The organism is uncultured Tenacibaculum sp. (genome assembly GCF_947498805.1).
GTDB lineage: Bacteria > Bacteroidota > Bacteroidia > Flavobacteriales > Flavobacteriaceae > Polaribacter.
The window spans coordinates 403,273-427,163 of the sequence record NZ_CANMLT010000005.1 but is presented as its reverse complement, the minus strand read 5'-3'; the positions used below and the strand labels follow the sequence as shown (position 1 = coordinate 427,163).

General features: G+C 31.7%; 24 protein-coding genes. 16 read left to right on the top strand and 8 right to left on the bottom strand.

All coding sequences use genetic code 11. The annotated features are described in order from the left end of the window. From Q0873_RS12535 to Q0873_RS12500, 8 genes are all read left to right on the top strand, one after another. Positions 1 to 552, top strand: coding sequence for a sugar transferase (locus Q0873_RS12535; protein WP_299107765.1), 552 nt, complete (start codon positions 1 to 3; stop codon positions 550 to 552). A gap of 66 nt (positions 553 to 618) precedes the next feature. Then, on the top strand, positions 619 to 1,494 hold the full coding sequence (rfbA, locus tag Q0873_RS12530; protein ID WP_299107763.1) for a glucose-1-phosphate thymidylyltransferase RfbA: 876 nt from the start codon (positions 619 to 621) through the stop codon (positions 1,492 to 1,494). Further along, a complete protein-coding gene (gene rfbC, locus Q0873_RS12525) occupies positions 1,494 to 2,048 on the top strand; it encodes a dTDP-4-dehydrorhamnose 3,5-epimerase (RefSeq protein ID WP_299107760.1) in 555 nt (184 codons plus the stop codon). The genes rfbA and rfbC overlap by 1 nt, the downstream gene beginning before the upstream one ends. 38 nt (positions 2,049 to 2,086) lie before the next feature. Beyond that, on the top strand, positions 2,087 to 3,139 hold the full coding sequence (rfbB, locus tag Q0873_RS12520) for a dTDP-glucose 4,6-dehydratase (protein ID WP_299107758.1): 1,053 nt from the start codon (positions 2,087 to 2,089) through the stop codon (positions 3,137 to 3,139). Between the two features lie 50 nt (positions 3,140 to 3,189). Continuing rightward, positions 3,190 to 4,419: a 3-phosphoshikimate 1-carboxyvinyltransferase gene (locus Q0873_RS12515; RefSeq protein WP_299107755.1), complete on the top strand. Its 1,230-nt coding sequence runs from the start codon at positions 3,190 to 3,192 to the stop codon at positions 4,417 to 4,419. A gap of 65 nt (positions 4,420 to 4,484) precedes the next feature. Further along, positions 4,485 to 5,534 (top strand): tRNA preQ1(34) S-adenosylmethionine ribosyltransferase-isomerase QueA, encoded by a 1,050-nt coding sequence (gene queA, locus Q0873_RS12510; RefSeq protein ID WP_299107752.1) that lies wholly within the window; start codon positions 4,485 to 4,487, stop codon positions 5,532 to 5,534. Positions 5,535 to 5,614: 80 nt separating this feature from the next. Further along, positions 5,615 to 6,655, top strand: coding sequence for a 23S rRNA (adenine(2503)-C(2))-methyltransferase RlmN (gene rlmN, locus Q0873_RS12505; RefSeq protein WP_299107749.1), 1,041 nt, complete (start codon positions 5,615 to 5,617; stop codon positions 6,653 to 6,655). A 6-nt stretch (positions 6,656 to 6,661) separates the two neighbouring features. Next, entirely contained in the window at positions 6,662 to 7,417 is a 756-nt protein-coding gene (locus tag Q0873_RS12500; protein ID WP_299107746.1) for a hypothetical protein, read from the top strand. Here the strand turns inward: Q0873_RS12500 and Q0873_RS12495 are convergent. After that, positions 7,410 to 7,964, bottom strand: coding sequence for a hypothetical protein (locus tag Q0873_RS12495; protein ID WP_299107743.1), 555 nt, complete (start codon positions 7,962 to 7,964; stop codon positions 7,410 to 7,412). The genes Q0873_RS12500 and Q0873_RS12495 overlap by 8 nt on opposite strands. A gap of 59 nt (positions 7,965 to 8,023) precedes the next feature. On the opposite strand from Q0873_RS12495, the gene Q0873_RS12490 reads away from it, so the two are divergent. From Q0873_RS12490 to Q0873_RS12465, 6 genes are all read left to right on the top strand, one after another. Next, complete coding sequence (locus Q0873_RS12490) at positions 8,024 to 9,001, top strand: polyprenyl synthetase family protein (RefSeq protein WP_299107740.1); 978 nt, start codon at positions 8,024 to 8,026, stop codon at positions 8,999 to 9,001. Further along, complete coding sequence (locus tag Q0873_RS12485) at positions 8,985 to 9,371, top strand: hypothetical protein (RefSeq protein ID WP_299107737.1); 387 nt, start codon at positions 8,985 to 8,987, stop codon at positions 9,369 to 9,371. The genes Q0873_RS12490 and Q0873_RS12485 overlap by 17 nt, the downstream gene beginning before the upstream one ends. A gap of 3 nt (positions 9,372 to 9,374) precedes the next feature. Beyond that, complete coding sequence (locus tag Q0873_RS12480) at positions 9,375 to 10,418, top strand: helix-turn-helix domain-containing protein (protein ID WP_299107734.1); 1,044 nt, start codon at positions 9,375 to 9,377, stop codon at positions 10,416 to 10,418. A 74-nt stretch (positions 10,419 to 10,492) separates the two neighbouring features. Further along, positions 10,493 to 11,296, top strand: a complete 804-nt coding sequence (locus Q0873_RS12475; protein WP_299107731.1) for a type 1 glutamine amidotransferase domain-containing protein — start codon at positions 10,493 to 10,495, stop codon at positions 11,294 to 11,296. 6 nt (positions 11,297 to 11,302) lie between these two features. Beyond that, positions 11,303 to 11,719 carry a nuclear transport factor 2 family protein gene (locus Q0873_RS12470; protein ID WP_299107728.1) on the top strand — a complete coding sequence of 139 codons (417 nt, stop codon included), beginning with the start codon at positions 11,303 to 11,305 and terminating at the stop codon, positions 11,717 to 11,719. Continuing rightward, positions 11,716 to 13,365: a serine hydrolase domain-containing protein gene (locus tag Q0873_RS12465; protein ID WP_299107725.1), complete on the top strand. Its 1,650-nt coding sequence runs from the start codon at positions 11,716 to 11,718 to the stop codon at positions 13,363 to 13,365. The genes Q0873_RS12470 and Q0873_RS12465 overlap by 4 nt, the downstream gene beginning before the upstream one ends. 56 nt (positions 13,366 to 13,421) lie before the next feature. Here the strand turns inward: Q0873_RS12465 and groL are convergent, their stop codons facing one another. The 7 genes from groL to miaB all read right to left on the bottom strand — a co-directional run bounded on the left by groL (position 13,422) and on the right by miaB (position 19,972). Next, positions 13,422 to 15,059 (bottom strand): chaperonin GroEL, encoded by a 1,638-nt coding sequence (gene groL, locus Q0873_RS12460; RefSeq protein ID WP_299107722.1) that lies wholly within the window; start codon positions 15,057 to 15,059, stop codon positions 13,422 to 13,424. A gap of 75 nt (positions 15,060 to 15,134) precedes the next feature. Next, positions 15,135 to 15,410 (bottom strand): co-chaperone GroES, encoded by a 276-nt coding sequence (locus Q0873_RS12455; protein WP_299107720.1) that lies wholly within the window; start codon positions 15,408 to 15,410, stop codon positions 15,135 to 15,137. 165 nt (positions 15,411 to 15,575) lie between these two features. After that, a complete protein-coding gene (gene secG, locus Q0873_RS12450) occupies positions 15,576 to 15,917 on the bottom strand; it encodes a preprotein translocase subunit SecG (protein WP_299107718.1) in 342 nt (113 codons plus the stop codon). Then, positions 15,918 to 16,658: a hypothetical protein gene (locus Q0873_RS12445; protein ID WP_299107715.1), complete on the bottom strand. Its 741-nt coding sequence runs from the start codon at positions 16,656 to 16,658 to the stop codon at positions 15,918 to 15,920. It abuts the gene before it with no gap. Between the two features lie 4 nt (positions 16,659 to 16,662). Beyond that, positions 16,663 to 17,169, bottom strand: a complete 507-nt coding sequence (locus Q0873_RS12440) for an LptE family protein (RefSeq protein ID WP_299107713.1) — start codon at positions 17,167 to 17,169, stop codon at positions 16,663 to 16,665. A gap of 35 nt (positions 17,170 to 17,204) precedes the next feature. After that, positions 17,205 to 18,443 (bottom strand): sigma-54 dependent transcriptional regulator, encoded by a 1,239-nt coding sequence (locus tag Q0873_RS12435; RefSeq protein WP_299107711.1) that lies wholly within the window; start codon positions 18,441 to 18,443, stop codon positions 17,205 to 17,207. A gap of 74 nt (positions 18,444 to 18,517) precedes the next feature. Beyond that, positions 18,518 to 19,972 carry a tRNA (N6-isopentenyl adenosine(37)-C2)-methylthiotransferase MiaB gene (gene miaB / locus Q0873_RS12430; protein WP_299107709.1) on the bottom strand — a complete coding sequence of 485 codons (1,455 nt, stop codon included), beginning with the start codon at positions 19,970 to 19,972 and terminating at the stop codon, positions 18,518 to 18,520. A 211-nt stretch (positions 19,973 to 20,183) separates the two neighbouring features. On the opposite strand from miaB, the gene topA reads away from it, so the two are divergent. Both topA and Q0873_RS12420 read left to right on the top strand, forming a co-directional pair. Continuing rightward, positions 20,184 to 22,670, top strand: a complete 2,487-nt coding sequence (gene topA / locus Q0873_RS12425; protein WP_299107707.1) for a type I DNA topoisomerase — start codon at positions 20,184 to 20,186, stop codon at positions 22,668 to 22,670. A 53-nt stretch (positions 22,671 to 22,723) separates the two neighbouring features. Beyond that, a complete protein-coding gene (locus tag Q0873_RS12420; RefSeq protein ID WP_299107704.1) occupies positions 22,724 to 23,878 on the top strand; it encodes a formimidoylglutamase in 1,155 nt (384 codons plus the stop codon). The last annotated feature ends 13 nt before the right edge of the window (positions 23,879 to 23,891 follow it).

Sequence of the window (23,891 nt, the reverse complement as noted above, 5' to 3'; positions counted from 1 at the left end):
ATGACACGTTTTTTTGATTTCATTTTTTCTTTTTTTGGAATTTTGGTTTTATGGCCATTGGGTTTAATCGTATACATCTTAGGATTATTTGATACAGGGTCACCAATTTTTAAACAAGAACGAGTAGGTAAAAATAAAAAACCATTTACATTACTTAAGTTCAGAACAATGGGGGTAAATACAAAATCGGTGGCAACACATTTAGCAAACAGTAGTTCTGTAACAAAATTGGGGGCTTTTTTAAGAAAGTCAAAACTAGATGAATTACCGCAACTGATTAATGTTTTAAAAGGTGATATGAGTTTAGTTGGTCCAAGACCAAATCTTTTTAATCAAGAGGAACTAATAGAAGAGAGAAGTAAAAAAGGAGTTTATGATTTCTTACCAGGGATTACTGGTTTAGCTCAAATTAATGAAATTGATATGTCAACTCCAAAAAAGTTAGCTGAGGTAGATGCTGAGATGCTAAAGTCTTTAACAATAAAGAAATACTTTCAATATATCTTTGCAACCGTAGGAGGAAAAGGATCGGGAGATAGAATTAAAGAATAAATGAAAATAGGCTCAGAAAATTTTCTGAGCTTATTTTTTTAATTTAGCTTTTATAGTTTTTAACAAATGAAAGGAATAATCTTAGCAGGCGGATCGGGAACTCGATTATATCCCATAACTAAAGGGGTATCAAAACAGCTATTGCCGATTTATGATAAACCAATGATTTATTATCCTTTGTCAGTATTAATGCTTGCAGGGATAAAAGAAATTTTGATTATCTCTACTCCAGATGATTTGCCAAATTTTCAAAAATTACTTGGGAATGGAAGTGATTTAGGCCTTAGTATAATATATGCGGAACAACCTTCTCCAGATGGATTAGCACAAGCTTTTATTATAGGAGAAGAGTTTATTGGGAATGATGATGTTTGTATGGTTTTAGGAGACAATATTTTTTATGGTCATGGACTTCCCGAAATGTTGAAGTCGGCAATTAATAATGTAAAGAAGCAAAATAAGGCTACTGTATTTGGGTATTATGTTAAAGATGCAGAGCGTTATGGAGTAGTTGATTTTGATGCTAATGGAAATGCAAAATCTATTATTGAAAAACCTAAAGAGCCTAAATCTAATTATGCTGTAGTAGGATTGTACTTTTATCCTAATACTGTAATTGATGTAGCAAAAGATGTAAAACCGTCAGAAAGAGGAGAACTAGAGATTACATCGGTAAATCAATATTATTTAGAAAAAGAACAATTGAAGGTTGAGTTAATGGGACGTGGTTTTGCCTGGTTAGATACTGGAACACATGATTCTTTGTTAGAAGCAAGTCAGTTTATAGAAACTATAGAAAAAAGACAAGGGTTAAAAGTGGCTTGTTTAGAAGAGATAGCTTTATACATGGGGTATATTTCAAAGGAACAGGTAAAAAAACTAGCAGAGCCTTTGAAAAAGAGTAGCTATGGTCAGTACCTTTTAAACTTGATAAAAGTATAATGCAGTTTATAAAAACAAAAATTCCAGAAGTTATAGTAATTGAGCCTCGAGTTTTTAATGATGATAGAGGTTACTTTTTTGAATCTTTTAATCAACAAGAATTTGAAAAGAATATTGGTGAAGTTCAATTTGTTCAAGATAATGAATCTAAATCTGTAAAAGGAGTCTTAAGAGGATTGCATTTTCAAAAACCACCATATGCACAAGCAAAATTAGTACGTTGTATACAAGGAAAAGTGTTAGATGTTATTGTTGATGTAAGAAAGAATTCTCCAACTTATGGAGAGCATATTACTATAGAACTATCAGAAGAAAATAAAAAGCAAGTATTTGTACCTAGAGGTTGTGCACATGGTTATGCCGTTCTTTCTGAAGAAGCCATTTTCGCTTATAAAGTAGATAATTATTATGCTCCAGAATTTGATTCGGGGATTATATGGAATGATAGATTGTTAAGAATAGATTGGCAAACTAATATTGAAGAAGTGATTCTTTCAGAAAAAGACAAAGCATTGGAAGCATTTGAAGCATTAGAAACTCCATTTATTTATTAGTAAATTTGAAGAAATTTAAAAGAAACTGATAGTTCTTAATGAGAAATGTTTTAATCACTGGGGGAGCTGGATTTATAGGTTCACATGTTGTTCGATTATTTGTAAAAAAATATCCAAATTATCATATTATAAATTTAGATGCGTTAACCTATGCAGGTAATTTATATAATTTAGAAGACTTAGAATCCGCATCTAATTACACTTTTGTAAAAGGAGATATTTGTGATGAAGTTTTGGTACATGAAATTTTTCAAAAATATGAGATAGATAGTGTAATCAACCTAGCAGCTGAATCTCATGTAGATCGATCAATTTCTGATCCGTTTTCATTTGTAAAGACCAATGTTTTTGGAACATTAAATCTATTAGAAACGGCAAAAAACTATTGGAAAGAAGATTTTAGTAAAAAGTTGTTTTATCATGTTTCAACTGATGAGGTATATGGAAGTTTAAGCTCAGAAGGCTTTTTTACAGAAGCAACATCCTATAATCCAAAATCACCATATTCAGCATCAAAAGCATCATCAGATCACTTTGTAAGAGCATTTGCTAATACCTATGGTTTACCCATTGTAATATCAAATTGTTCAAATAACTATGGACCCAATCAATTTCCGGAAAAATTAATACCTCTTTGTATTCACAATATTTGTGAGAATAAACCAATTCCAGTTTATGGGAATGGGCAAAATGTGAGAGATTGGTTATATGTTGAAGATCATGCAAGTGCTATTGATACCATTTTTCATAGAGGAAAAGTAAACGAAACATATAATGTTGGAGGAATAAGTGAAAGAACAAATATTGAAATTGTTGAGAAGCTAATTGAAATAACCGATACCCTTTTAGAAAGAGAAAAGGGAGTATCTAAAAGTTTAATAACCTATGTTACTGATAGAGCTGGTCATGATTTTAGATATGCTATTGATACTTCTAAAATAGAAAGAGATTTAAATTGGAAACCTTCCATGAGTTTTGATAAAGGAATAGAACAAACGGTTCGTTGGTATTTAGAAAATCAAACTTGGTTAGAAAAAATAACTGATGGTAGTTATAAAGACTACTATAAAACTTTTGCTTCTAAAAAATAATTCCCACCTTAGCGCCTTATAATGTAAGCTAACATAGAAAACGTTTTAAGGTGAATTTACAATTAACGACTCAAAGCAAAAGTTTAAACGAAAGTATTATCATTTCAGGTTCAAAGAGCGAATCAAACAGGTTATTGATTTTACAGAAACTATATGATAATTTAAAGATTGAGAATCTATCTGATTCGGATGACTCTAATCATTTATTAGAAGCATTAACATCACAAAAAGAAACTGTTAATATTGGGCATGCAGGTACGGCAATGCGTTTTTTAACAGCCTATTTTGCTTGTTTAGAAGGAAGAGAAGTGATACTTACAGGTTCCGAAAGAATGCAAAACAGACCCATCGGAATTTTAGTAGATGCTTTGAGGAGTTTAGGTGCTAAAATAGAGTATGTTGCAAAAGAAGGATATCCACCACTTAAAATTACTGGGCAAAAGTTTGAAAAGAATAAAGTTCAAATTGACGGTAATGTAAGTAGTCAATACATATCTGCCTTAGCCCTAATTGCATCAAGTTTAGAAAACGGATTGGAAATAGAGCTTATAGGAAAAGTAACTTCTGTACCTTATGTAAACATGACGTTGAGTTTGCTAAATGAACTAGGTATTTCAACTACTTTTAAAGATAACATTATTACTGTTTTTTATAAGGAGGAATTAGCGTCGAAGGAGGTTGTTGTAGAATCTGATTGGAGTTCAGCATCATATTTTTACTCATTAGTAGCTTTAAGCGAATTAGGGTCTGAAATAACTTTAACTGCATACAAACAAAACAGTCTACAAGGAGATAGTTGTTTAAGTGAAATTTATAAACATTTTGGAGTAACTACCAATTTCAAAGAGCATTCTATTGTCCTTAAAAAAGAAAAAGAGACAAATAAAGATGTTTTAAATATAGATTTAAAAAATGCTCCGGATATTGCACAAACAATTGCTGTAACTTGTTTTGGTTTGGAGGTTGGTTGTGACTTAGAAGGGTTACACACATTAAAAATTAAAGAAACAGACCGATTAGAAGCATTAAAAGAAGAGCTAACAAAATTTGGAGCTGAGATAGAAGTAACGAATGAGACGTTGCATTTAAAACCTTCCAAAGAAATAGCAAAAAATGTTACAGTAAAAACATATCAAGACCATAGAATGGCGATGGCTTTTGCTCCTTTAGCATTAAAAGTTCCTGTTCAAATTTCAGAAGCAATGGTGGTAACTAAATCATATAGAAGTTTCTGGAACGATATGAAGAAAATTGGAATGTTGGTTGAAGAGATAAAATAAACCTTGAATTGCTTGACAACGCCTATTTCGATATTGTATATTTGCCACCGTTAAGAAAATAAAACATGAAGTTATCAAATTTTAATTTTGAATTGCCAGCAGAGTTATTGGCAGAGTATCCATCAGAGCATAGAGATGAAGCGAGATTAATGGTATTGCATAGAGATACTCAAAAAATTGAACATAAATTATTTAAAGATTTAATCAATTATTTTGATGAAGGAGATGTAATGATGTTAAATAACACAAAGGTATTTCCTGCTAGAATGTTTGGTAACAAAGAAAAAACAGGAGCACGTATTGAAGTGTTTTTATTACGTGAATTAAATGCAGAACACCGTTTGTGGGATGTGTTAGTTGATCCTGCTCGTAAAATTAGAATTGGAAATAAATTATTCTTTGGTGAAGATGAAAGTTTAGTAGCTGAAGTAATTGATAATACAACATCAAGAGGAAGAACATTACGTTTCTTATTTGACGGTTCTTATGAAGAGTTCCGAAAGAAATTATTAGAATTAGGAGAAACACCTTTGCCAAAATATATTAAGCGTGATGTAGAGCCAGAAGATGAACAAAGGTACCAAACTATTTTTGCTAAGAATGAAGGAGCTGTTGCAGCACCAACTGCTGGATTACACTTTTCAAAGCACTTAATGAAACGTTTAGAGATTAAAGGAGTTGATTTTGCAGAAATGACTTTACATGTTGGATTAGGAACTTTTAATCCAGTAGAAGTAGAAGATTTATCTAAGCATAAAATGGATTCTGAGCAAATAGTTATACCACAAGCGTCATGTGATATTGTAAATAATGCAATAGAAACAAAACGTAAGATATGTGCAGTAGGTACTACGGTAATGAGAACAGTTGAATCGTCTGTTTCAGCAAGTAATCGTTTAAATGCATTTGAAGGATGGACAAATAAATTTATCTTCCCTCCATATGACTTTAGTATTGCGAATTGTATGGTAACTAATTTTCATACACCAAAATCAACTTTATTAATGATGGTTTCTGCGTTTGCTGGTCATGACTTTATGATGGAAGCTTACCAAGAAGCAGTAAAAGAGAAATATAAGTTTTATTCTTACGGAGACGCAATGTTAATCCTATAAGAATCAAAATTTACTATAATAAATAGTCACAAACCTCACTAGCTTTTAAAGCTGTGAGGTTTTATGTATTTTTGAAACAGATGACAACAAAGAAAAAAGATATACGCGCACTAACCAAAGACCAACTTAGAGAGTTTTTCGTAAATAATGGCGATAAAGCTTTTAGAGGTAACCAAGTTTATGAATGGCTTTGGCATAAAGCAGCACATACTTTTGATGATATGACTAATATTTCTAAAGCTACTAGAGAAATGTTAGATCAGAACTTTGTAATTAATCATATTGAGGTAGATACGATGCAGCGTAGTAATGATGGGACTATTAAAAACGCCATTAAATTGCACGATGGATTAGTCGTAGAATCTGTTTTAATTCCAACAGAAAAAAGAACGACAGCATGTGTTTCTAGTCAAGTTGGGTGTAGTTTAGATTGTAAGTTTTGCGCAACAGCTCGTTTAAAGCGAATGCGTAATTTGAATGCTGATGAAATTTATGATCAAGTAGTAGCAATTGATAAGCAAAGTAGATTATATCATAACCATAAATTAACGAACATTGTATTTATGGGAATGGGAGAGCCTTTAATGAACTATAATAATGTAATAAAGGCAATTGATAAAATAACTTCAGAAGAAGGTTTAGGAATGGCTGCAAGAAGAATTACATTGTCTACATCTGGAGTTCCTAAAATGATAAAGAAAATGGCAGATGATGAGGTGCGCTTCAATTTAGCAGTTTCTTTACACTCTGCAATAGATGAGGTCCGTACTTCAATTATGCCATTTAATTCAACTTTTCCTTTAAAGGATTTAAAAGAATCTTTAGAGTATTGGTATGCAAAAACTAAACGAAAGATAACATACGAATATGTAGTATGGAATGGAATTAATGATAGAAAGGAAGATATTGATGCTTTAATCAAATTTTGCGGTTATGTACCTTGTAAAGTGAATTTGATTGAATACAATCCAATTGACGATGGTGAATTCCAGCAAGCTTCTGAACGTGCATTAAACAATTATATTTCTAATTTAGAAATGCATGATATTACGGTAAACGTTCGTCGTTCTAGAGGAAAAGATATCGATGCTGCTTGTGGGCAATTAGCGAATAAAAGCTAGTTGTAAATGGAATTTTCTAAAACGCTTACAGGACAAGTACTTCAAACGCTAGGATGGTTATTACTAATTATCATAACAGGGCTTTTTATAGATAGTAAGTTTGTTGCAGAAAATATTTACAGTAATGCACAGTGGCTTAATAACATAATTGTTTCGTTTGTATTCGTTTATTTGTATATAAAAGCTAATCCAAGAACAAAACAACAACTGTTTTTTGCATTAATTATAGGAATAATAGGGGAGTATATTTTCTCAGTAGGTCTCGGGATGTATACCTATCGCTTACAGAATATACCACATTATGTACCACCTGGTCATGCCATTGTTTTTGTATTGGTTTACTATTTTTCAAGAAAACCTCAGGTTAAATTAAATAGAAAAAGAATTGAACAATTTTGTTTACTGCTTATTATACCTACTTCAATATATTTTCTTCTTTTGAAAAATGATGTGTTTGGTTTTATATGTACTCTGTTGATTTTTTACTTTTTAAGAAAACATCCAAAGGAAAGAATGTTTTATTTAGTAATGTACTGTGTAGTTGCTATAGTAGAGTTTGTAGGTACTGGATTGGAATGTTGGAAATGGCCCGAACTAGCTTTTAACAAATTTAGTTTTTTACCAAGTGCTAATCCACCATTAGGAATAAGTTTGTTTTATTTTGGATTAGATAGAGGAACATTGTCTATTTATAAAAGAAAGAATAAAACAGTCTGGAATCGCTTTAAAAGTATTCAAAAAACGCAAAAAAGAATTAGTTAGTTTTTTCTAAAGTAGCCTTTTGAAATACTGAAATAGGGTAGCCAAAAACCTCTGGTATATCTTCAGAAATTCCACCAGACTTCACCTTGTTTTTTAAAGCCGTAAATAATATTTCAAATTCTAATTTTTTCTCTGTAAACTTCGCTCTAGAACTTAGTAAACTCCCTTGTACTTCAAAGAAACTATGTAGAGTGTTATCATTTAAATAAGTAGGTAGAATGATACAATTATTCTCATTTACTTCAAAAATTCCTTTTTCTTTATCTTTAATTATCAAAGTATAATTTCTAGGTTGCCCGTTATATACTAATTTGTAATCAAATTTATGAATAGAATCAGTTTTGAGTAAGTGATATTCCATAGGAATTTCTTGAGAACCTTTGGGATTGAAGATTTGTAAAGTTCCTTTGTAAATTCCTAAAAAATCATCAGGAAAAATTAGTTGTTCTTGTGTCTTTTCTTTTTTAATTTCTTTAGAAGTAGGTTTTGTTTGGCACCCTATAAGAACTAAAACTAAAAAAGATAAAAAAAGGAAAGTTTTTTTCATAAGAAACTGTTTTTCCAAAGATAACCAATCCAAAATTATTTTCTACTTTTGATGTTCGAATGAAGCCAGTAGAGCAAATAAAACTTCCCATAGCTAAAGAAATGGAACTCTTTGAAACAAAGTTCAAAGATTCTATGTTGTCTAAAGTCCCATTATTAAATAGAATTACATATTACATCGTTCGACGTAAAGGAAAACAAATGAGACCAATGTTTGTTTTTTTAGTGGCGAAAATGGTTTCTAATGGAGGTTTTGACGAACGTACATATAGAGGAGCTTCTGTAGTAGAATTAATTCATACTGCTACTTTAGTACATGATGATGTAGTAGACGATAGTAATAGGCGGAGAGGTTTTTTCTCTATTAATGCACTTTGGAAAAATAAAATTGCTGTTTTAGTAGGTGATTTTTTATTGTCCAAAGGATTGTTACTTTCTATAGATAATGAAGATTTTGACCTTTTAAAGCTTATTTCTATTGCGGTGCGCGAGATGAGTGAAGGAGAATTGTTGCAGATTGAAAAGGCGAGAAAGTTAGATATAACAGAAGAAGTATATTTTGAAATCATTCGACAGAAGACAGCTACTTTAATTGCTGCTTGTTGTGGAATAGGTGCGGCATCTGTAGGAGCTAAGAATGAAACAGTTCAACAGATGAGAAAATTTGGAGAGTATATTGGAATAGCTTTCCAAATAAAAGACGATTTGTTTGATTATACAGAAGATAAAATTGGAAAGCCTACTGGAATTGATATTAAGGAACAAAAAATGACGCTTCCTTTAATTTATACTTTAAATACTTGTTCAGCAGAAAAGAAAAAATGGCTTATCAATTCTGTAAAGAAACACAACACGAATAAGAAAAGAGTAAAAGAAGTAATTGCTTTTGTTAAAGAAAGTGGAGGTTTAGAATATACAATAGCTAAAATGCACGATTATAAAAATAAAGCACTAGCTATTTTAGATAACTATCCAGAATCTGAATATAAGAACTCTTTGCTACAGATGATAGATTATGTTGTTGAAAGGAAGATTTAATTACTTTTTTATAGTTTCTATAATTTTTCTTTCATGCACAAAAGAGAAAAGGTATCAAGATTATAATGAAAACGATTTTTATGAAGTACAAGGGGTTGTAACTAAAGCTTATCAAACTTCTTCTATTTTTGATTCATCGTATAACAGATTAATGAATTATACTTATGCTATTAATGACTCAATTTTTTTAGAGGGTAAAGAAAAAGAGTTTTATAAAGCATGGGAATTTGGACAACCAATAATAGTTTTAGTACATAGAAAAGATTCTACTATTAGTTTTTACGCAAGAAGTGGAATATTAAATAGTCTTACAGAAAAACAAATAGAAACATTTAATACTATTTTAGAAATAGACAGAATTAAAAATTAATGAATGGAATTTGGTAGAGAACTCTTATTTTTCTTTAGCGCGTTAGGGGCTTTTAATGGCTTAATTCTTAGTTTGTATTTTATATTCTTTGTAAAGCCTCAAAATCTATCAAATAAGTTTTTAGGAGTATTTATTTTAATGCTGAGCATTAGAATTGGAAAATCGGTATTCTTTTACTTTAACCCTAAATTGTCTTTTCATTTTTTACAGTTTGGATTAACCGCTTGCTTTTTTATAGGCCCTTTCTTGTATTTTTATATTAGATCAGTAGAAGAATCAAAAGAGCGTATTAAAAAAGAATGGAAGTATCATATTGCTATATTACTTCCTATAATCTTAACTATAGGATATCTATATCCATTTGAAACCAATATAGATTTGTGGAGACCATATATCATAAAAAGTATTTATTTTGTTTGGTTCCTTTACATATTAGCATCTATATATACATTAAGAAATCGAGCAAATAAATTACTTGCTAAAACGAAAGAGGTAACGATATTAGATATATGGTTGTTGAGTTTGTTAATAGCGAATCTACTAATTTTAACAGCTTATAATTTTGTTAGTTTTACAAACTATATCTCTGGAGCTTTAACATTTACATTTCTTTTGTATTTATTAGTCATATTCTTGTTTTCTAGAAAGGGAAAGGAAATCAGATTACTTAATAAAGAAGTAAAATATGCAGATAAGAAAATAGAAATAAATAAGGCAAAAGACTTGTTAATAAAACTAGATCAATTGATGAATGATGAAGAGTTGTATAAAAATGCAAACTTAAAATCTTCAGAAGTAGCACAGAAAATGAAATTGACTACGCATCAGTTTTCTCAATTGTTAAATGATAATTTAGGTAAAAGTTTTCCTGTTTTTGTTAATGAATATAGAATTGAATCAGCAAAAAAAATGATTCTCGATGATAATAGTATTACTATAGAAGCTATTGGTTATGAAAATGGTTTTAATTCAAAATCAACGTTTTACACCACCTTTAAGAAGCTGGTAGGAAAAACTCCTTCACAATTTAAGAGTTCTGTTTTATAAATTAGAACTTCTACTTTATAGCATATAAACTTATTTAGCGTTTAATACTTCAATTTGCAGGAAAAACATAGTTTATGCAAATAGTATTAAAATCAATATTGATAATTGTAGTTTTTCTCGGTTGTCAATCATCAAGTGTTAAGAAAGAATCTCCGAAAAACTTAACCAGTACTTTCAAACAGAAGTCTTCAAATAGAATTTTGTTTGTAGTATCTAACCAAAAAACCTACGGAAATACATCTTTAAAAACAGCGAATCATTTCGGTGAAATTGTATATGCATATGACGTATTAGTTGATGCGGGTTGCAAAATAGATTTCGTGAGCCCTCAGGGAGGAGAAGTTTTGTTGGGATATATTGATAAAACCAATAAGATTCAGCAGAAATATTTAGAAAAAACTGATTTTTTAAATCAGTTAAAGTACACGAAAAAACCAAGTGAAGTAGATTATTCAGATTATAAAGCTATTTATTATGTAGGTGGTGGGGCAGCTATGTTTGGAGTTCCGGAGAATAAAGAAATTCAGGATTTAGCTATTAATATTTACGAGAAAAATAAGGGAGTTGTTTCTGCTATCTGTCATGGCACTGCAGGAATTGTACATGTTAAAACTAAAGAAGGAAGGTATTTGTATGAAGACAAAGAAGTAAATGGTTTTCCAGATCTTTTTGAAAGAGTAGATAAAGAATATTATCAGACTTTTCCTTTTTCTATTGAGAAGATTATCAAGGAAAGAGGAGGCAAGTTTAGTTATTCTAAAAAAGGATGGGATAATTACTATAGAGTTGATGGAAGACTGATTACAGGTCAAGACCCAACAGCATCGGCTTCAGTGGCAAAAAAAATTGTAGAAGTATTAAAAATCAATCAAAATTAAATTAAAATGAGAAAATCACTTTTAATGATATTCCTTTTGATAGGAATATCTGTAACTGCTCAAACAGAAATAGAAAGAATAAATAAAGTTTTATATGATTATATAGACGGAACTGCAAATGGTGAGCCTTCTAGGTTAAAAAGAGCGTTTCATCCCGAGTTTAACTTGTATTTCGTAGCAAAAGATTCGTTGAGAGTATGGAAAGGAGAAAATTATATAAACAATGTAAAAGAAGGAAAGAAAAGTAATCGAATAGGTAAAGTACTTTCTATAGATTTTGAAGGAAATGCTGCAGTAGCTAAAATTGAAATATTGATGCCTTCAAGAAAACGAATTTATACAGACTATTTACTACTGTTAAAAATTAAAAATGATTGGAAGATAATTCACAAATCTTTCACTTTTAAAAACTATCATAAATGAAACATTTAAAACTAGTATTCTTCTTTTACTTTGTAAAAATGGTGTTACATGCACAAGTTGAAAATGCAAAGTTTGATAAGTTTTTTAAGAATTGGAAAGAAGAAAATAAACCGGGAGTAGTTGGGGGAGCTATTAAGGATGGTAAAGTTATTTTTTTAAAAGCATTTGGAAGTGCAGATATAAGTAATAATAAAAGAAATACTATACAGACTAAGTTTGAAGTAGATGATTTAGCAAAGCAGTTTACGGTATTGGCAACTTTCTTATTGGTAGAAGAAGGGAAGATCTCTTTAGAAGATGATATAAGAAGATATATACCAAAACTCCCTAATTACAAGTATCAAATCAAAGTAAAACATTTATTAAATCACTCTAGTGGATTACATAATTTGGATCCGATAAAAGAACTGCTGGGTATTAGATCTTTTGATACGTTCACGCAAGAAGACGCGTTGAAGATAATTCAAAGTCAAGAAGAGTTGGATTTTATTCCAGGAACAGAGTTTTCTTACATGAGATCAGATACCGAGATAATTCTATTATCAGAAATTATAGCAAAAGCATCTGAAAAATCATTTATTGAATTTACATCGGAGCGTGTCTTTAAACCTTTAGGAATGTTAAATACAGCTTTTAATAATGAAAGGGAATTATTAGATAATGTGGCTATTTCATATCGAGTAGGAGAAGAGGTTTTAAATAATCCAGTTAACAATTTAACACTAGGAGCAACAAATTTATATACTACAGGGGAGGATTTAGCAAAATGGTTTCAGGTGTATACAAATTCTTCAAATCCATTAAATAAACTGGTAAAAAGATTAGATGATTTTGTTAAGTTGGATAATGGAGAAAAGTATAACTCTTCATGGGGAACAATGACCTATGGAAGGTATTTTGATCATTTAGAAAGAGGTTTAGAATCTATTTGGCAGTTTGGTATTAATGCTGGTTATGCAAGTAATATGTTTCGATTTTATACCAAAGGTTTTGTTTCATTTGTTTTAGGAAATAATAATAGATATAATGGAATGCCCGCTATGAGTATGGCTTATGAAGATTTGAAGGAAGAATTTCCAAAAGCTCGAATAGTAAATTTTAAAGAGATAAAGACCAAAAGGCTCTCTAAAAAGCAACTTGAAAAATTTGAAGGATTTTATTGGAAAGAGCAAAATGGGGTAGCAAGACACATTTATGTGAAAAATGATACACTTCGATACAAACGATTAGAAAGTGGTATTGAAACCGCATTGGTTCCGTTAGATGATAATAGGTTTCAATTTGTGGTTAATAGCGACGATGAGGTAATAATGACTTTTAAAGATAATAGTTATTATATAAAAGTAGGAGTAGGAGATGCGGAGGTTTATAAAAAATATAAATCCGTGCAATTGTCTAATACACATTTAGAAGAATACGTAGGGCTTTATTATAATGATGAATTAGGAGTAGTTTATGAACTAAAAAACGAGGAAGATAAATTAATCGCCAGTAATTTTAAAAATGATGAAACAATATTCTATACAATAACAAATAAAACCTTTAGGAGTAACACATTTATGTTGTCCTGTATTGAATTAGAAAATAATGGTTTTTATGTTAAGACAGATGGAGTGCGTAAATTGTTTTTTAAAAAACTTGATTAACTAAAAAAACCTCGAGAATTAATTCTCGAGGTTTTTAATTTTATATAAAGATGATCTTACATCATTCCTGGCATTCCACCACCCATTGGAGGCATTCCACCACCAGCAGGAGCATCTTCTTTAATATCTACTAAAGCACATTCAGTAGTTAATATCATTCCAGATACAGAAGCTGCATTTTCTAAAGCAACACGAGTTACTTTCTTAGGATCAATAATCCCAGCTTCTAACATATCTACATAAGCTTCAGATTTAGCGTCATAACCAAAGTCTTTATCTCCTTCTAAAACCTTATTAATAACAACAGATCCTTCTCCTCCAGCATTTTCAACAATCGTTCTTAAAGGAGACTCAATAGCTCTGTTTACAATTTGTATACCTGTAGTCTCATCTAAATTATCAGTGGTAATAGTTTCTAATACTTTTTTAGCACGAACTAAAGCAACACCACCACCAGCAACGATACCTTCTTCAACAGCTGCACGAGTAGCGTGTAAAGCATCATCAACACGGTCTTTCTTTTCTTTCATTTCTACCTCAGAAGCAGCTCCTACGTATAATACAGCTACACCTCCTGCTAATTTAGCTAAACGTTCCTGTAATTTTTCACGATCGTAATCAGAAGTAGTAGTTTCAATTTGTGCTTTAATTTGGTTTACACGAGCTTTGATTTGCTCTTCATCTCCAGAACCGTTTACAATAGTAGTATTGTCTTTGTCAATAGTTACAGTTTCAGCAGTACCTAATAAATCTAAAGTAGCATTTTCTAAAGAGAAACCTCTTTCTTCAGAAATTACGGTACCTCCAGTTAAGATAGCGATATCTTCTAACATTGCTTTTCTTCTATCTCCAAATCCAGGAGCTTTTACAGCAGCAATCTTTAATCCACCTCTTAATTTGTTTACTACTAAGGTAGCTAAAGCTTGTCCGTCTACATCTTCAGCAATAATTAATAAAGGACGACCTGATTGAGCAACTGGCTCTAAGATTGGTAAAATTTCTTGTAAGTTAGAAATCTTTTTATCGAATAATAAGATATATGGGTTTTCTAGCTCAGCAATCATTTTATCTGCATTAGTAACGAAGTAAGGAGATAAATATCCTCTGTCAAACTGCATTCCTTCCACAACATCAACATAGGTATCTGTTCCTTTTGCCTCTTCAACAGTAATAACTCCTTCTTTACCTACTTTACCAAAAGCAGTAGCAATTAAATCACCAATTACTCCGTCGTTATTCGCAGAAATTGAAGCTACTTGTTTAATTTTTTCAGAAGAGTCACCAACTTCTTTAGATTGTTTAGCTAAATCTTCAGTAATAGCAGCAACAGCTTTGTCAATACCACGCTTTAAATCCATTGGATTTGCTCCGGCAGCAACGTTCTTTAATCCTTCTTTTACAATTGCTTGTGCTAAAACAGTAGCAGTTGTAGTACCATCACCAGCTAAATCATTTGTTTTAGAAGCTACTTCTTTTACCATTTGAGCTCCCATGTTTTCTAATTCATCTTCTAGCTCAACTTCTTTAGCTACAGAAACTCCATCTTTAGTTACGTGAGGAGCTCCAAATGATTTAGAAATAATTACGTTACGACCTTTTGGTCCTAAAGTTACTTTTACTGCATTTGCTAATGCATCAACTCCACGTTTTAATCCTTCGCGAGCTTCAACATCAAACTTTATATCTTTTGCCATTGTTTTTATGCTTTATGCCTTATACCCTAAGTTTTGGGTTTTATGCTAGTTGTTATTTTAATTTTTAATACCGAATTAAACGATTGCCATGATATCTGACTCACGCATCATTAAATAATCCTTTCCTTCTAACTTTAATTCAGTTCCTGAGTACTTTCCGTATAAAACAGTGTCACCAACTTTTACAGTTAATGGCTCATCTTTTTTACCATTACCAACAGCAACCACCGTTCCTTTTTGTGGCTTTTCTTTAGCGTTATCAGGAATAATAATTCCAGAAGCTGTAGTAGTTTCTGCTGCAGCTGGTTCTACAAGAACTCTATCTGCTAAAGGTTTAATGTTTAATCCCATTTTATATGTTTTGTATAATTTAATTTTAGTTTTTACAATTTGACTTTGTCAGAAACTATGCCAATACTTTTATGCTGTCAAATTTACGAACTAGATAGGTTTTGGTTAAAAAAAAATGCCAACGTGTCATTTACGTTGGCATTTTAAAATATATTTTGGGTTCTATTATCGAACGCTATCTTTTGTTGTCTCAGTAGTAGCTGGAGTTTCAGCAGGTGTTGTTGCTTCAACATTTTCTAAAGTACTATCTAATTGAGGAGCGTCTGAAGCATTTCCTCTTGGAATAGCAAAATTAGCCAATAAAATTAATGCAAACATAGTAATAGCTAATGTCCAAGTAGTACGGTCTAAAAACGTATTTGTGTTTTGTACTCCTCCTATGTTTTGAGTTCCTCCTCCAAAAGAAGAAGATAATCCTCCACCTTTAGGGTTTTGAACCATTACGATTAAAATTAAAGCTATAGCAACTATTAAAATAAGTACTAAAAGTAAAGTATAAGTTGTCATCTATTTATTATTTTGTAATGTTTGTATTTTTTTAATCTGGTCTGCAAAGAAACCACTTTTTTCTGGATATTTCAAACTTAATATTTTATATGCTTGAATTGCACTGTCATACTTCTTTTGCTCTAGATAAACTTTAGCTAAAGTTTCTGTCATTAACTGCGTAGAATCTTGTGTTTCTTTAGGTTTTATGTCTATAATAGGAGCGGTTTTATTGGGCCTAGATATTTTAGGGTTATTAGTTATAAAACGATTGATAATATCATCTTGCTCCGTTACTTTTGTTTTTTCTTCTTTTTCTAATGTATCATCCGCAACATTGTCTCTAACGATTGGTTGTTTGGATGATAATTGTAGCCATTGGTTAAAAGAAAAAGTTTCGCTATTTGTAAAAGAAAGCGGTTTCCCAATTTCAAGTTCTTCTTCTATTTTTGAAGCTGAACTTTTCTTTTTTGATGTTAAAATACTTTTTAAACTAAATTTCTCCTCTTCTTGGGTTTTAAGTTCAAAATCTTTAGAAGTAATGAACTCAAAAAGAACGGTTCTATTAGTGGTGTATGCTGCTGTTTTTTTTAATTGATTATTATACTTAAAACTATCTTGACTTTTTAACGCCTTTAAATATAAAGCTCGAGCTGATTGGAAATAAGGGTATTGATCAATAATACTCTTTAGCTCCAAAGTATCATTAAGGTGAATACTTTGAGCGTTTTCTAATAGTTTTATGTAAGTGCCTTTTTCCAAATTATTACCACTTAGCAACAGATGCGTTAAAAATATCTTGAGTTATACGCTCTAGAATAACTTCTAAAGCAGTTTCTAGTACACTTCCAGTTAATTGTTGATCAGCTCCATAATCATAATAGAAAGAAAAACGTTTTTCGAAATTGTCTTTTTCTTCTTTCTTGTTCTCAAAATTAACATTAACTGAAATTGTTAATCGGTTTTGAGCGGCTGTTTGATTTCCTGTAGCACTCATTGGAGTAATACGATAATCAACAATTTCACCGTAAAAGTATAAATCCCCTCCGTTATTAACTAAAGTTAAGTTAGTTTGACGCGTAAACAAATCTTGTAAGTCTTGCGTGAATTTTTGACTTAAAATAGGTTCAATTAATGGGGCCTGATTAGGGAAGAAGTCAACTTGGATTGTTTCTGCATCCCCAGTATTACCTCCAGTAAAAGAATAGGCACCACAACCAATTAAAATTGAGGTAGCCACAAAAAGAAATGATATATATATAAGTTTTTTCATATGAATCTAATGAGTTATAAATGTAAGCAAATGTATTATAAGTCGTACTGCTTAATTTTTCGATATAAAGTTCGTTCAGAAATCCCCAATTCTTTGGCTGCTAGTTTACGTTTACCGTTGTTCTTTTCAAGTGATTTTTTAATCATCTCTATTTCTTTCTCTTGTAGAGATAAGTTCTCATCTTCTTCTATTGTTTCGGCATAATCAAAATTATCTTCAATAGAAGGTGATTGTGGTATTTGTACCACTTCAACTTGGTGCGTTTCTGGCTGCTGTTGAGGTTGCTCTTGATAAATACGTTCAATTAAACCATGATTCGCTTCTTTCACCTGTTCAGAATTTCCACTTTTCATTAATTCCAAGGTGAGTTTTTTCAAATCATTGATATCATTACGCATGTCAAACAAAACCTTGTACATAATATCTCGTTCGGTTGAAAAATCAGATTGCCCTCCAGATTTAGAATTAACAACAGCAGGCAAATTTCCTTGGATATTAGGTAAATATTGAATCACTTTTTCTGGAGTAATTAATCTATCCTCTTCAACTACAGAAATTTGTTCAGCAATGTTTCTTAGTTGTCGAATGTTTCCAGGAAAATTGTAATTTAATAGAACTCTAGTTGCTGCCTCATCTAGCCGTATAGTAGGCATTCTGTATTTTTGAGCAAAATCAGAAGCAAATTTTCTAAATAATAAATGAATATCCTCTCCACGTTCACGAAGTGGTGGTAATGGTATTTCAATTGTACTTAAACGATAATATAAATCTTCTCTAAATTTACCTTTGGCAATGGCATCGTGCATGTTTACATTGGTAGCAGCTACGATTCGAACATTGGTTTTTTGTACCTGAGAAGAACCTACTTTAATAAACTCTCCATTTTCAAGAACACGTAATAATCTAACTTGAGTTGTTAGTGGTAATTCTCCTACTTCATCTAAGAAAATAGTTCCACCATCAGCAACTTCGAAATATCCTTTTCTAGAAGCGGTAGCTCCGGTAAAGGCGCCTTTTTCATGGCCAAACAATTCACTATCAATAGTTCCTTCAGGAATTGCTCCGCAGTTTACAGCAATATACTTGGCATGTTTACGATGTGATAATTGATGAATAATCTTAGGAATATTCTCTTTACCAACACCACTTTCACCAACAACTAATACTGAAATATCAGTAGGAGCAACACGAATTGCTTTTTCGATAGCGCGGTTTAATTGCACATCGTTACCAATAATTCCAAATCGTTGTTTTATAGCTTGTAAACTTTCCATATCTATTTTTTAGAGTCAAGACTTTAAGAGTTAAGAATCAAGAAATTTTATTTCTTGATTCTTAACTCTTAAGTTTAGTTATTTTCTGAGTACCCCACAGCAGTTCCTTTTAGTGTAGTTGAAGTACAATCTTCAATTTTTACATTCACAAAGTCACCCATTTTAAAATGTTCTTTAGGGAATACTACTACAGTATTTTGTGTATTACGTCCTTTCCATTCGTTTTCATTTTTCTTAGAAGTTCCTTCAATTAAAACTTCTTGAATCTTTCCAAGATGCTCTCTAGTTCTGTATAAACTATGTTCTTGTTGTAAGTTGATGATTTCTTGTAAACGACGTTTTTTTGTTTCTAATGGAATATCATCTTCCATTTTTTTAGCAGCTAAAGTTCCAGGGCGTTCAGAATATGCAAACATGAATCCGAAACTATACTTTACTTTTTCCATTAAATCAAGTGTGTCTTTATGATCTTGCTCAGTTTCTCCACAGAAACCAGCAATCATATCTTGACTTAAATTCATCTCAGGGATGATTTTATAAATATTTTCTATTAATTCTAGATATTCTTCACGAGTATGCAATCTGTTCATGGCTTTTAACATTGCATTACTTCCACTTTGAATAGGTAAGTGAATGTATTTACAAATGTTTTTATGTTTTGCCATTACATGAATTACATCTAAAGTCATGTCTTGTGGATTCGATGTAGAGAATCTAAAACGCATCTTAGGAAACTCAGTAGCACACATATCTAATAATTGTGCAAAATCTACAGCCGTTGCTTGTGCCATTTCAGAAGCTTTTTTGAAATCTTTTTTCAATCCACCTCCATACCATAAATATGAATCTACATTTTGACCTAATAAAGTAATTTCCTTGAAGTTTTTATCGTGCATAGAACGAATTTCTTCAATAATACTTTTTGGGTCACGACTACGCTCACGTCCTCTAGTAAAAGGTACTACACAGAAAGTACACATATTGTCACATCCACGTGTAATAGATACAAATGCAGAAACTCCATTAGAGTTTAAACGAACTGGAGAAACATCTGCATAGGTTTCTTCCTTAGATAAAATTACGTTTACTGCATCTCTTCCTGCTTCAACCTCTTCAACTAAATTTGGTAAATCTCTATAGGCGTCAGGACCTACAACTAGGTCTACAATTTTTTCCTCTTCTAAAAATTTAGCTTTTAAGCGTTCTGCCATACAACCTAAAACCCCAACTTTCATTTTAGGATTTACCTTTTTTACGGCGTTGTATTTTTTTAAACGATTACGAACAGTGGTTTCAGCTTTTTCACGAATAGAACAGGTATTCACTAACACTAAGTCGGCTTCTTCCATGTTACTCGTAGTGTTAAATCCTTCTTCAGCTAAAATAGAAGCAACGATTTCACTATCGTTCATATTCATTTGGCAACCATAACTTTCAATAAAAAGTTTTTTGCTATTGCCGTCCTTTTGTTCCGTTAACAAAGGTTTTCCTTGTTTTTTCTCGTCAATTACTTTCTCTACTTGTTCCATAAAACCTTAAAATCGTGATAAAATAGTGTGCAAAGATACAACCAAAAAGTGTAATTTATGACAAATTGTCATTGAAAATATATGGGTGTTTAACTTTAATTAATTGTAAAATTTAAAAGAATCATTTTGATTAAAAAAAAACTCTCTACTTTTGCAAATTGAAAACCACTATATATATTATGGTGTAAAAAGAGAATAGAGAATTAGAAGTATGGCAAAAAATTTAGTAATAGTAGAGTCACCTGCAAAAGCAAAAACCATTGAGAAATTTTTAGGAAAGGATTTTCAAGTAGAATCAAGTTTTGGACATATTGCAGATTTACCATCTAAAGAATTAGGAGTAAATGTAGAGGGAGACTTTAAACCTAAATATATAGTATCTACTGATAAAAAGGCGGTAGTTAAAAAGTTAAAAGATTTAGCAAAGAAAGCAGAAACAGTTTGGTTAGCTTCCGATGAGGATCGTGAGGGAGAAGCAATTGCATGGCACTTAGCTGAGCAATTAAAATTAGATGAGAGTAAAACCAAACGTATTGTTTTTCATGAGATTACTAAAAAAGCCATTTTAAGAGCTGTTGATAACCCAAGAGATATTAATTATAACTTGGTAAATGCACAACAGGCTCGTAGAATATTAGATAGACTAGTAGGATATGAGCTTTCTCCTGTTTTATGGAGAAAGGTAAAAGGAGGATTATCAGCAGGTAGAGTACAATCGGTTGCAGTACGTTTAATTGTTGAACGTGAGCGTTCAATTGAAGGGTTTACTCCAGTGGCTTCTTATAGAGTAGATGCAGAGTTTATTAATGGAGAAGGAAAGAAGTTTAAAGCTAAATTAGGGAAGAACTTTGACACAAAGGAGGAAGCACAAGCGTTTTTAAACTCATGTATAGCTGCTAATTTCTCAGTAGCAGATTTACAGAAAAAGCCAGCAAAAAAATCTCCAGCACCTCCATTTACGACATCAACATTACAACAGGAAGCTTCTAGGAAATTAGGTTTTCCGGTAGCAAAAACGATGATGATGGCGCAACGTTTATATGAAGCCGGGTTAATTACGTATATGAGAACAGATAGTGTAAACTTATCTGATGATGCTCGTAATGCTGCACAAGAAGAAATTACAGATTCTTATGGAGCGGAGTATAGTAAACCGCGTAATTTCTCTACAAAATCAAAAGGAGCACAAGAGGCGCACGAGGCAATTCGTCCTACTAATATGACGCGTCATGAAGTCTCAGTAGATTACGATCAAGACCGTTTATACAGCTTAATATGGAAACGTACCATTGCTTCTCAGATGAGTGATGCTCAATTAGAAAGAACGGCAGTAAAGATTGATAACAACAAAAATGACAAGCAGTTCAATGCAAATGGAGAGGTGATTACTTTTGAAGGATTCTTAAAAGTATACTTGGAAGGAACTGACCATGAAGAAGAAGAACAAGCAGGAATGTTACCTAAGATGAAAGTAGGTGAAAGCTTAGAAAATGAATTCATAACGGCAACGGAGCGTTATACACGTCCACCAGCAAGGTTTACGGAAGCATCTTTAGTAAAGCGTTTGGAAGAATTAGGAATCGGACGTCCATCTACATATGCACCTACCATTTCTACGATTCAAAGAAGACAATATATTGAGAAAGGAACAGTAGAAGGTCAAGAAAGAAAATATGCTCAGTTAAAATTAGCTGAGAATAAACTTTCTGAAAAAGAGCTTATTGAAAGAGTAGGATCTGATAAAGGAAAGTTGGTTCCTACCGATATAGGAAATATTGTAAATGATTTCTTGGTAGCGAATTTTGATTCTATTTTAGATTATGGATTTACAGCTAAAGTAGAAAATGAATTTGATGAAATTGCAGAAGGAAAAGAAGATTGGACTGCAATGATTAAAGAATTCTACAAAGAATTTCATGTTAATGTAGAGGATGTAGCAGCGAATGCGGATAGAGCAAGTGGACAACGATTGTTGGGTGTGGATCCAGAAAGTGGAAAAAATGTATATGTACGTTTAGGTCGTTTTGGAGCAATGGTTCAAATTGGAGAGGCTACCGATGAAGAGAAGCCGAAATTTGCGAGCTTACAAGGAGACCAAACTATGAGCTCAATTACATATGAAGAAGCTATGGATTTATTCAAGTTACCTAAAACATTAGGTGACTATGAAGAAAAAGAAGTAGTGGTTGCTAATGGACGTTTTGGACCATATATTAAGTTTGATGGTAAATATGTTTCTTTAGATAAAGGAGAGAATCCAATGTCTGTAGATATGGATAGAGCTATTGAATTAATTGAAGCGAAGAGAAAAGCGGATGCACCAATTGGTGAATATGAAGGAATGCCGATTCAAAAAGGAGTTGGTCGTTTTGGGCCATTTATAAAATGGAATTCGATTTTTATTAATGTTAATAAAAAATACGATTTTGATAACTTATCTCAAGCAGATTTAGAAGAGCTTATTGAAGATAAGAAAAGAAAGGAACGCGAAAAGCTAATTCATAACTTTGAAGAGGTAGGAATTCGAGTAGAAAAGGCGCGTTGGGGTCGATTTAATGTAATTAAAGGAAAGATAAAAGTAGAACTTCCTAAAACAACAGAAATTGAAAAAATGACCCAAGAAGAAGCGGTAAAACTTATTGAAGCAAAGACACCTAAGAAAAAAACAACAAAAAAGAAATCAACAAAAAAGAAGTAATTTAGCAAAGAGTTAAAATAGTTAGTATATTGCACTTCTAATTTTCCCCTAGAATGAACATCGATTTTTTAACTTCAATTGAAAATTCGGTGGTTGCATATTGTCAACAGCAACCCCAAAATACTTTGGGCAATCTGATAAGTATTCACACAGAAGAACACTTTCCAGATTTGTCTGATGTTTCTATTGCTATTATAGGGGTAAAGGACGGAAGAGGAGCAGTTGATAATTTTGGATGCGGACAAGAACTTCAAGAAATAAGAAAAAGCTTTTATAGTTTATATCCAGGGAAATGGCAGGTTAAAATTGCCGATTTAGGAAATGTAGCAATGGGGAATACTGTTGCTGATACTTATTTTGCCGTTTCGTCTATAATCACATCACTTTTAAAATTAAACATTATACCTATAATAATAGGTGGTGGTCAGGATATTACTTATGCAAACTATAGAGCATATGATGCTTTAGAGCAAACAGTAAATTTAGTTGCTGTTGATAGCCGATTTGATTTAGGTGGATTAGATGATGAATTAACTTCAAAATCATTTTTAAGTAAAGTGATTATGGAGCAACCTACGAACTTATTTAACTATAGTAATTTAGGATATCAAACATATTTTAACTCACAAGAGGAAATACAATTGTTAGAAAATTTGTATTTTGATGCTTATCGTTTGGGAGAAGTAAAGGATATAACCTTAGTAGAACCAATCTTAAGAGATGCTGATATTGTGAGTGTAGATTTGGGCTGTATTCGTCAGAGTGAAGCACCAGGAAATAAAAACGCGTCACCAAATGGATTTTATGGAGAAGAAATTTGTGCCATTGCAAGATATGCTGGTATAAGTGATAAGGTGAGCTCGTTTGGTATATATGAATACAATAGTAAGTTTGATTTAAACAATCAAACAGCACAACTTGTATCGCAAATAATATGGTATTTTGTAGAAGGGGTAAACTTTAGAGCAAAGGATTATCCATATTCAACAAAAGAAACATATCAAAAGTTTACAGTCGTTTTAGAAGACGATGAACCAATTAACTTTTATAAAAGTGATAAAAGTGGACGTTGGTGGATGGAAATAAATTTAATATCGAATAATAAACATAAAAGACATGCGTTAATACCTTGTAGTTATCAAGATTATGAATACGCTTTGCAACAAAAAATACCTAAACGATGGTATAAGGCTTTACAAAAAATGTAACAAGTTGTAATAA

Coding starts and splice junctions, on each gene's coding strand:
- Q0873_RS12535 (WP_299107765.1), top strand. CDS start 1: ATGACACGTTTTTTTGATTTCATTTTTTCTTTTTTTGGAATTTTGGTT.
- rfbA (WP_299107763.1), top strand. CDS start 619: ATGAAAGGAATAATCTTAGCAGGCGGATCGGGAACTCGATTATATCCC.
- rfbC (WP_299107760.1), top strand. CDS start 1,494: ATGCAGTTTATAAAAACAAAAATTCCAGAAGTTATAGTAATTGAGCCT.
- rfbB (WP_299107758.1), top strand. CDS start 2,087: ATGAGAAATGTTTTAATCACTGGGGGAGCTGGATTTATAGGTTCACAT.
- queA (WP_299107752.1), top strand. CDS start 4,485: ATGAAGTTATCAAATTTTAATTTTGAATTGCCAGCAGAGTTATTGGCA.
- rlmN (WP_299107749.1), top strand. CDS start 5,615: ATGACAACAAAGAAAAAAGATATACGCGCACTAACCAAAGACCAACTT.
- Q0873_RS12500 (WP_299107746.1), top strand. CDS start 6,662: ATGGAATTTTCTAAAACGCTTACAGGACAAGTACTTCAAACGCTAGGA.
- Q0873_RS12495 (WP_299107743.1), bottom strand. CDS start 7,964: ATGAAAAAAACTTTCCTTTTTTTATCTTTTTTAGTTTTAGTTCTTATA.
- Q0873_RS12490 (WP_299107740.1), top strand. CDS start 8,024: ATGAAGCCAGTAGAGCAAATAAAACTTCCCATAGCTAAAGAAATGGAA.
- Q0873_RS12480 (WP_299107734.1), top strand. CDS start 9,375: ATGGAATTTGGTAGAGAACTCTTATTTTTCTTTAGCGCGTTAGGGGCT.
- Q0873_RS12475 (WP_299107731.1), top strand. CDS start 10,493: ATGCAAATAGTATTAAAATCAATATTGATAATTGTAGTTTTTCTCGGT.
- Q0873_RS12470 (WP_299107728.1), top strand. CDS start 11,303: ATGAGAAAATCACTTTTAATGATATTCCTTTTGATAGGAATATCTGTA.
- Q0873_RS12465 (WP_299107725.1), top strand. CDS start 11,716: ATGAAACATTTAAAACTAGTATTCTTCTTTTACTTTGTAAAAATGGTG.
- groL (WP_299107722.1), bottom strand. CDS start 15,059: ATGGCAAAAGATATAAAGTTTGATGTTGAAGCTCGCGAAGGATTAAAA.
- Q0873_RS12455 (WP_299107720.1), bottom strand. CDS start 15,410: ATGGGATTAAACATTAAACCTTTAGCAGATAGAGTTCTTGTAGAACCA.
- secG (WP_299107718.1), bottom strand. CDS start 15,917: ATGACAACTTATACTTTACTTTTAGTACTTATTTTAATAGTTGCTATA.
- Q0873_RS12440 (WP_299107713.1), bottom strand. CDS start 17,169: ATGAAAAAACTTATATATATATCATTTCTTTTTGTGGCTACCTCAATT.
- Q0873_RS12435 (WP_299107711.1), bottom strand. CDS start 18,443: ATGGAAAGTTTACAAGCTATAAAACAACGATTTGGAATTATTGGTAAC.
- miaB (WP_299107709.1), bottom strand. CDS start 19,972: ATGGAACAAGTAGAGAAAGTAATTGACGAGAAAAAACAAGGAAAACCT.
- topA (WP_299107707.1), top strand. CDS start 20,184: ATGGCAAAAAATTTAGTAATAGTAGAGTCACCTGCAAAAGCAAAAACC.
- Q0873_RS12420 (WP_299107704.1), top strand. CDS start 22,724: ATGAACATCGATTTTTTAACTTCAATTGAAAATTCGGTGGTTGCATAT.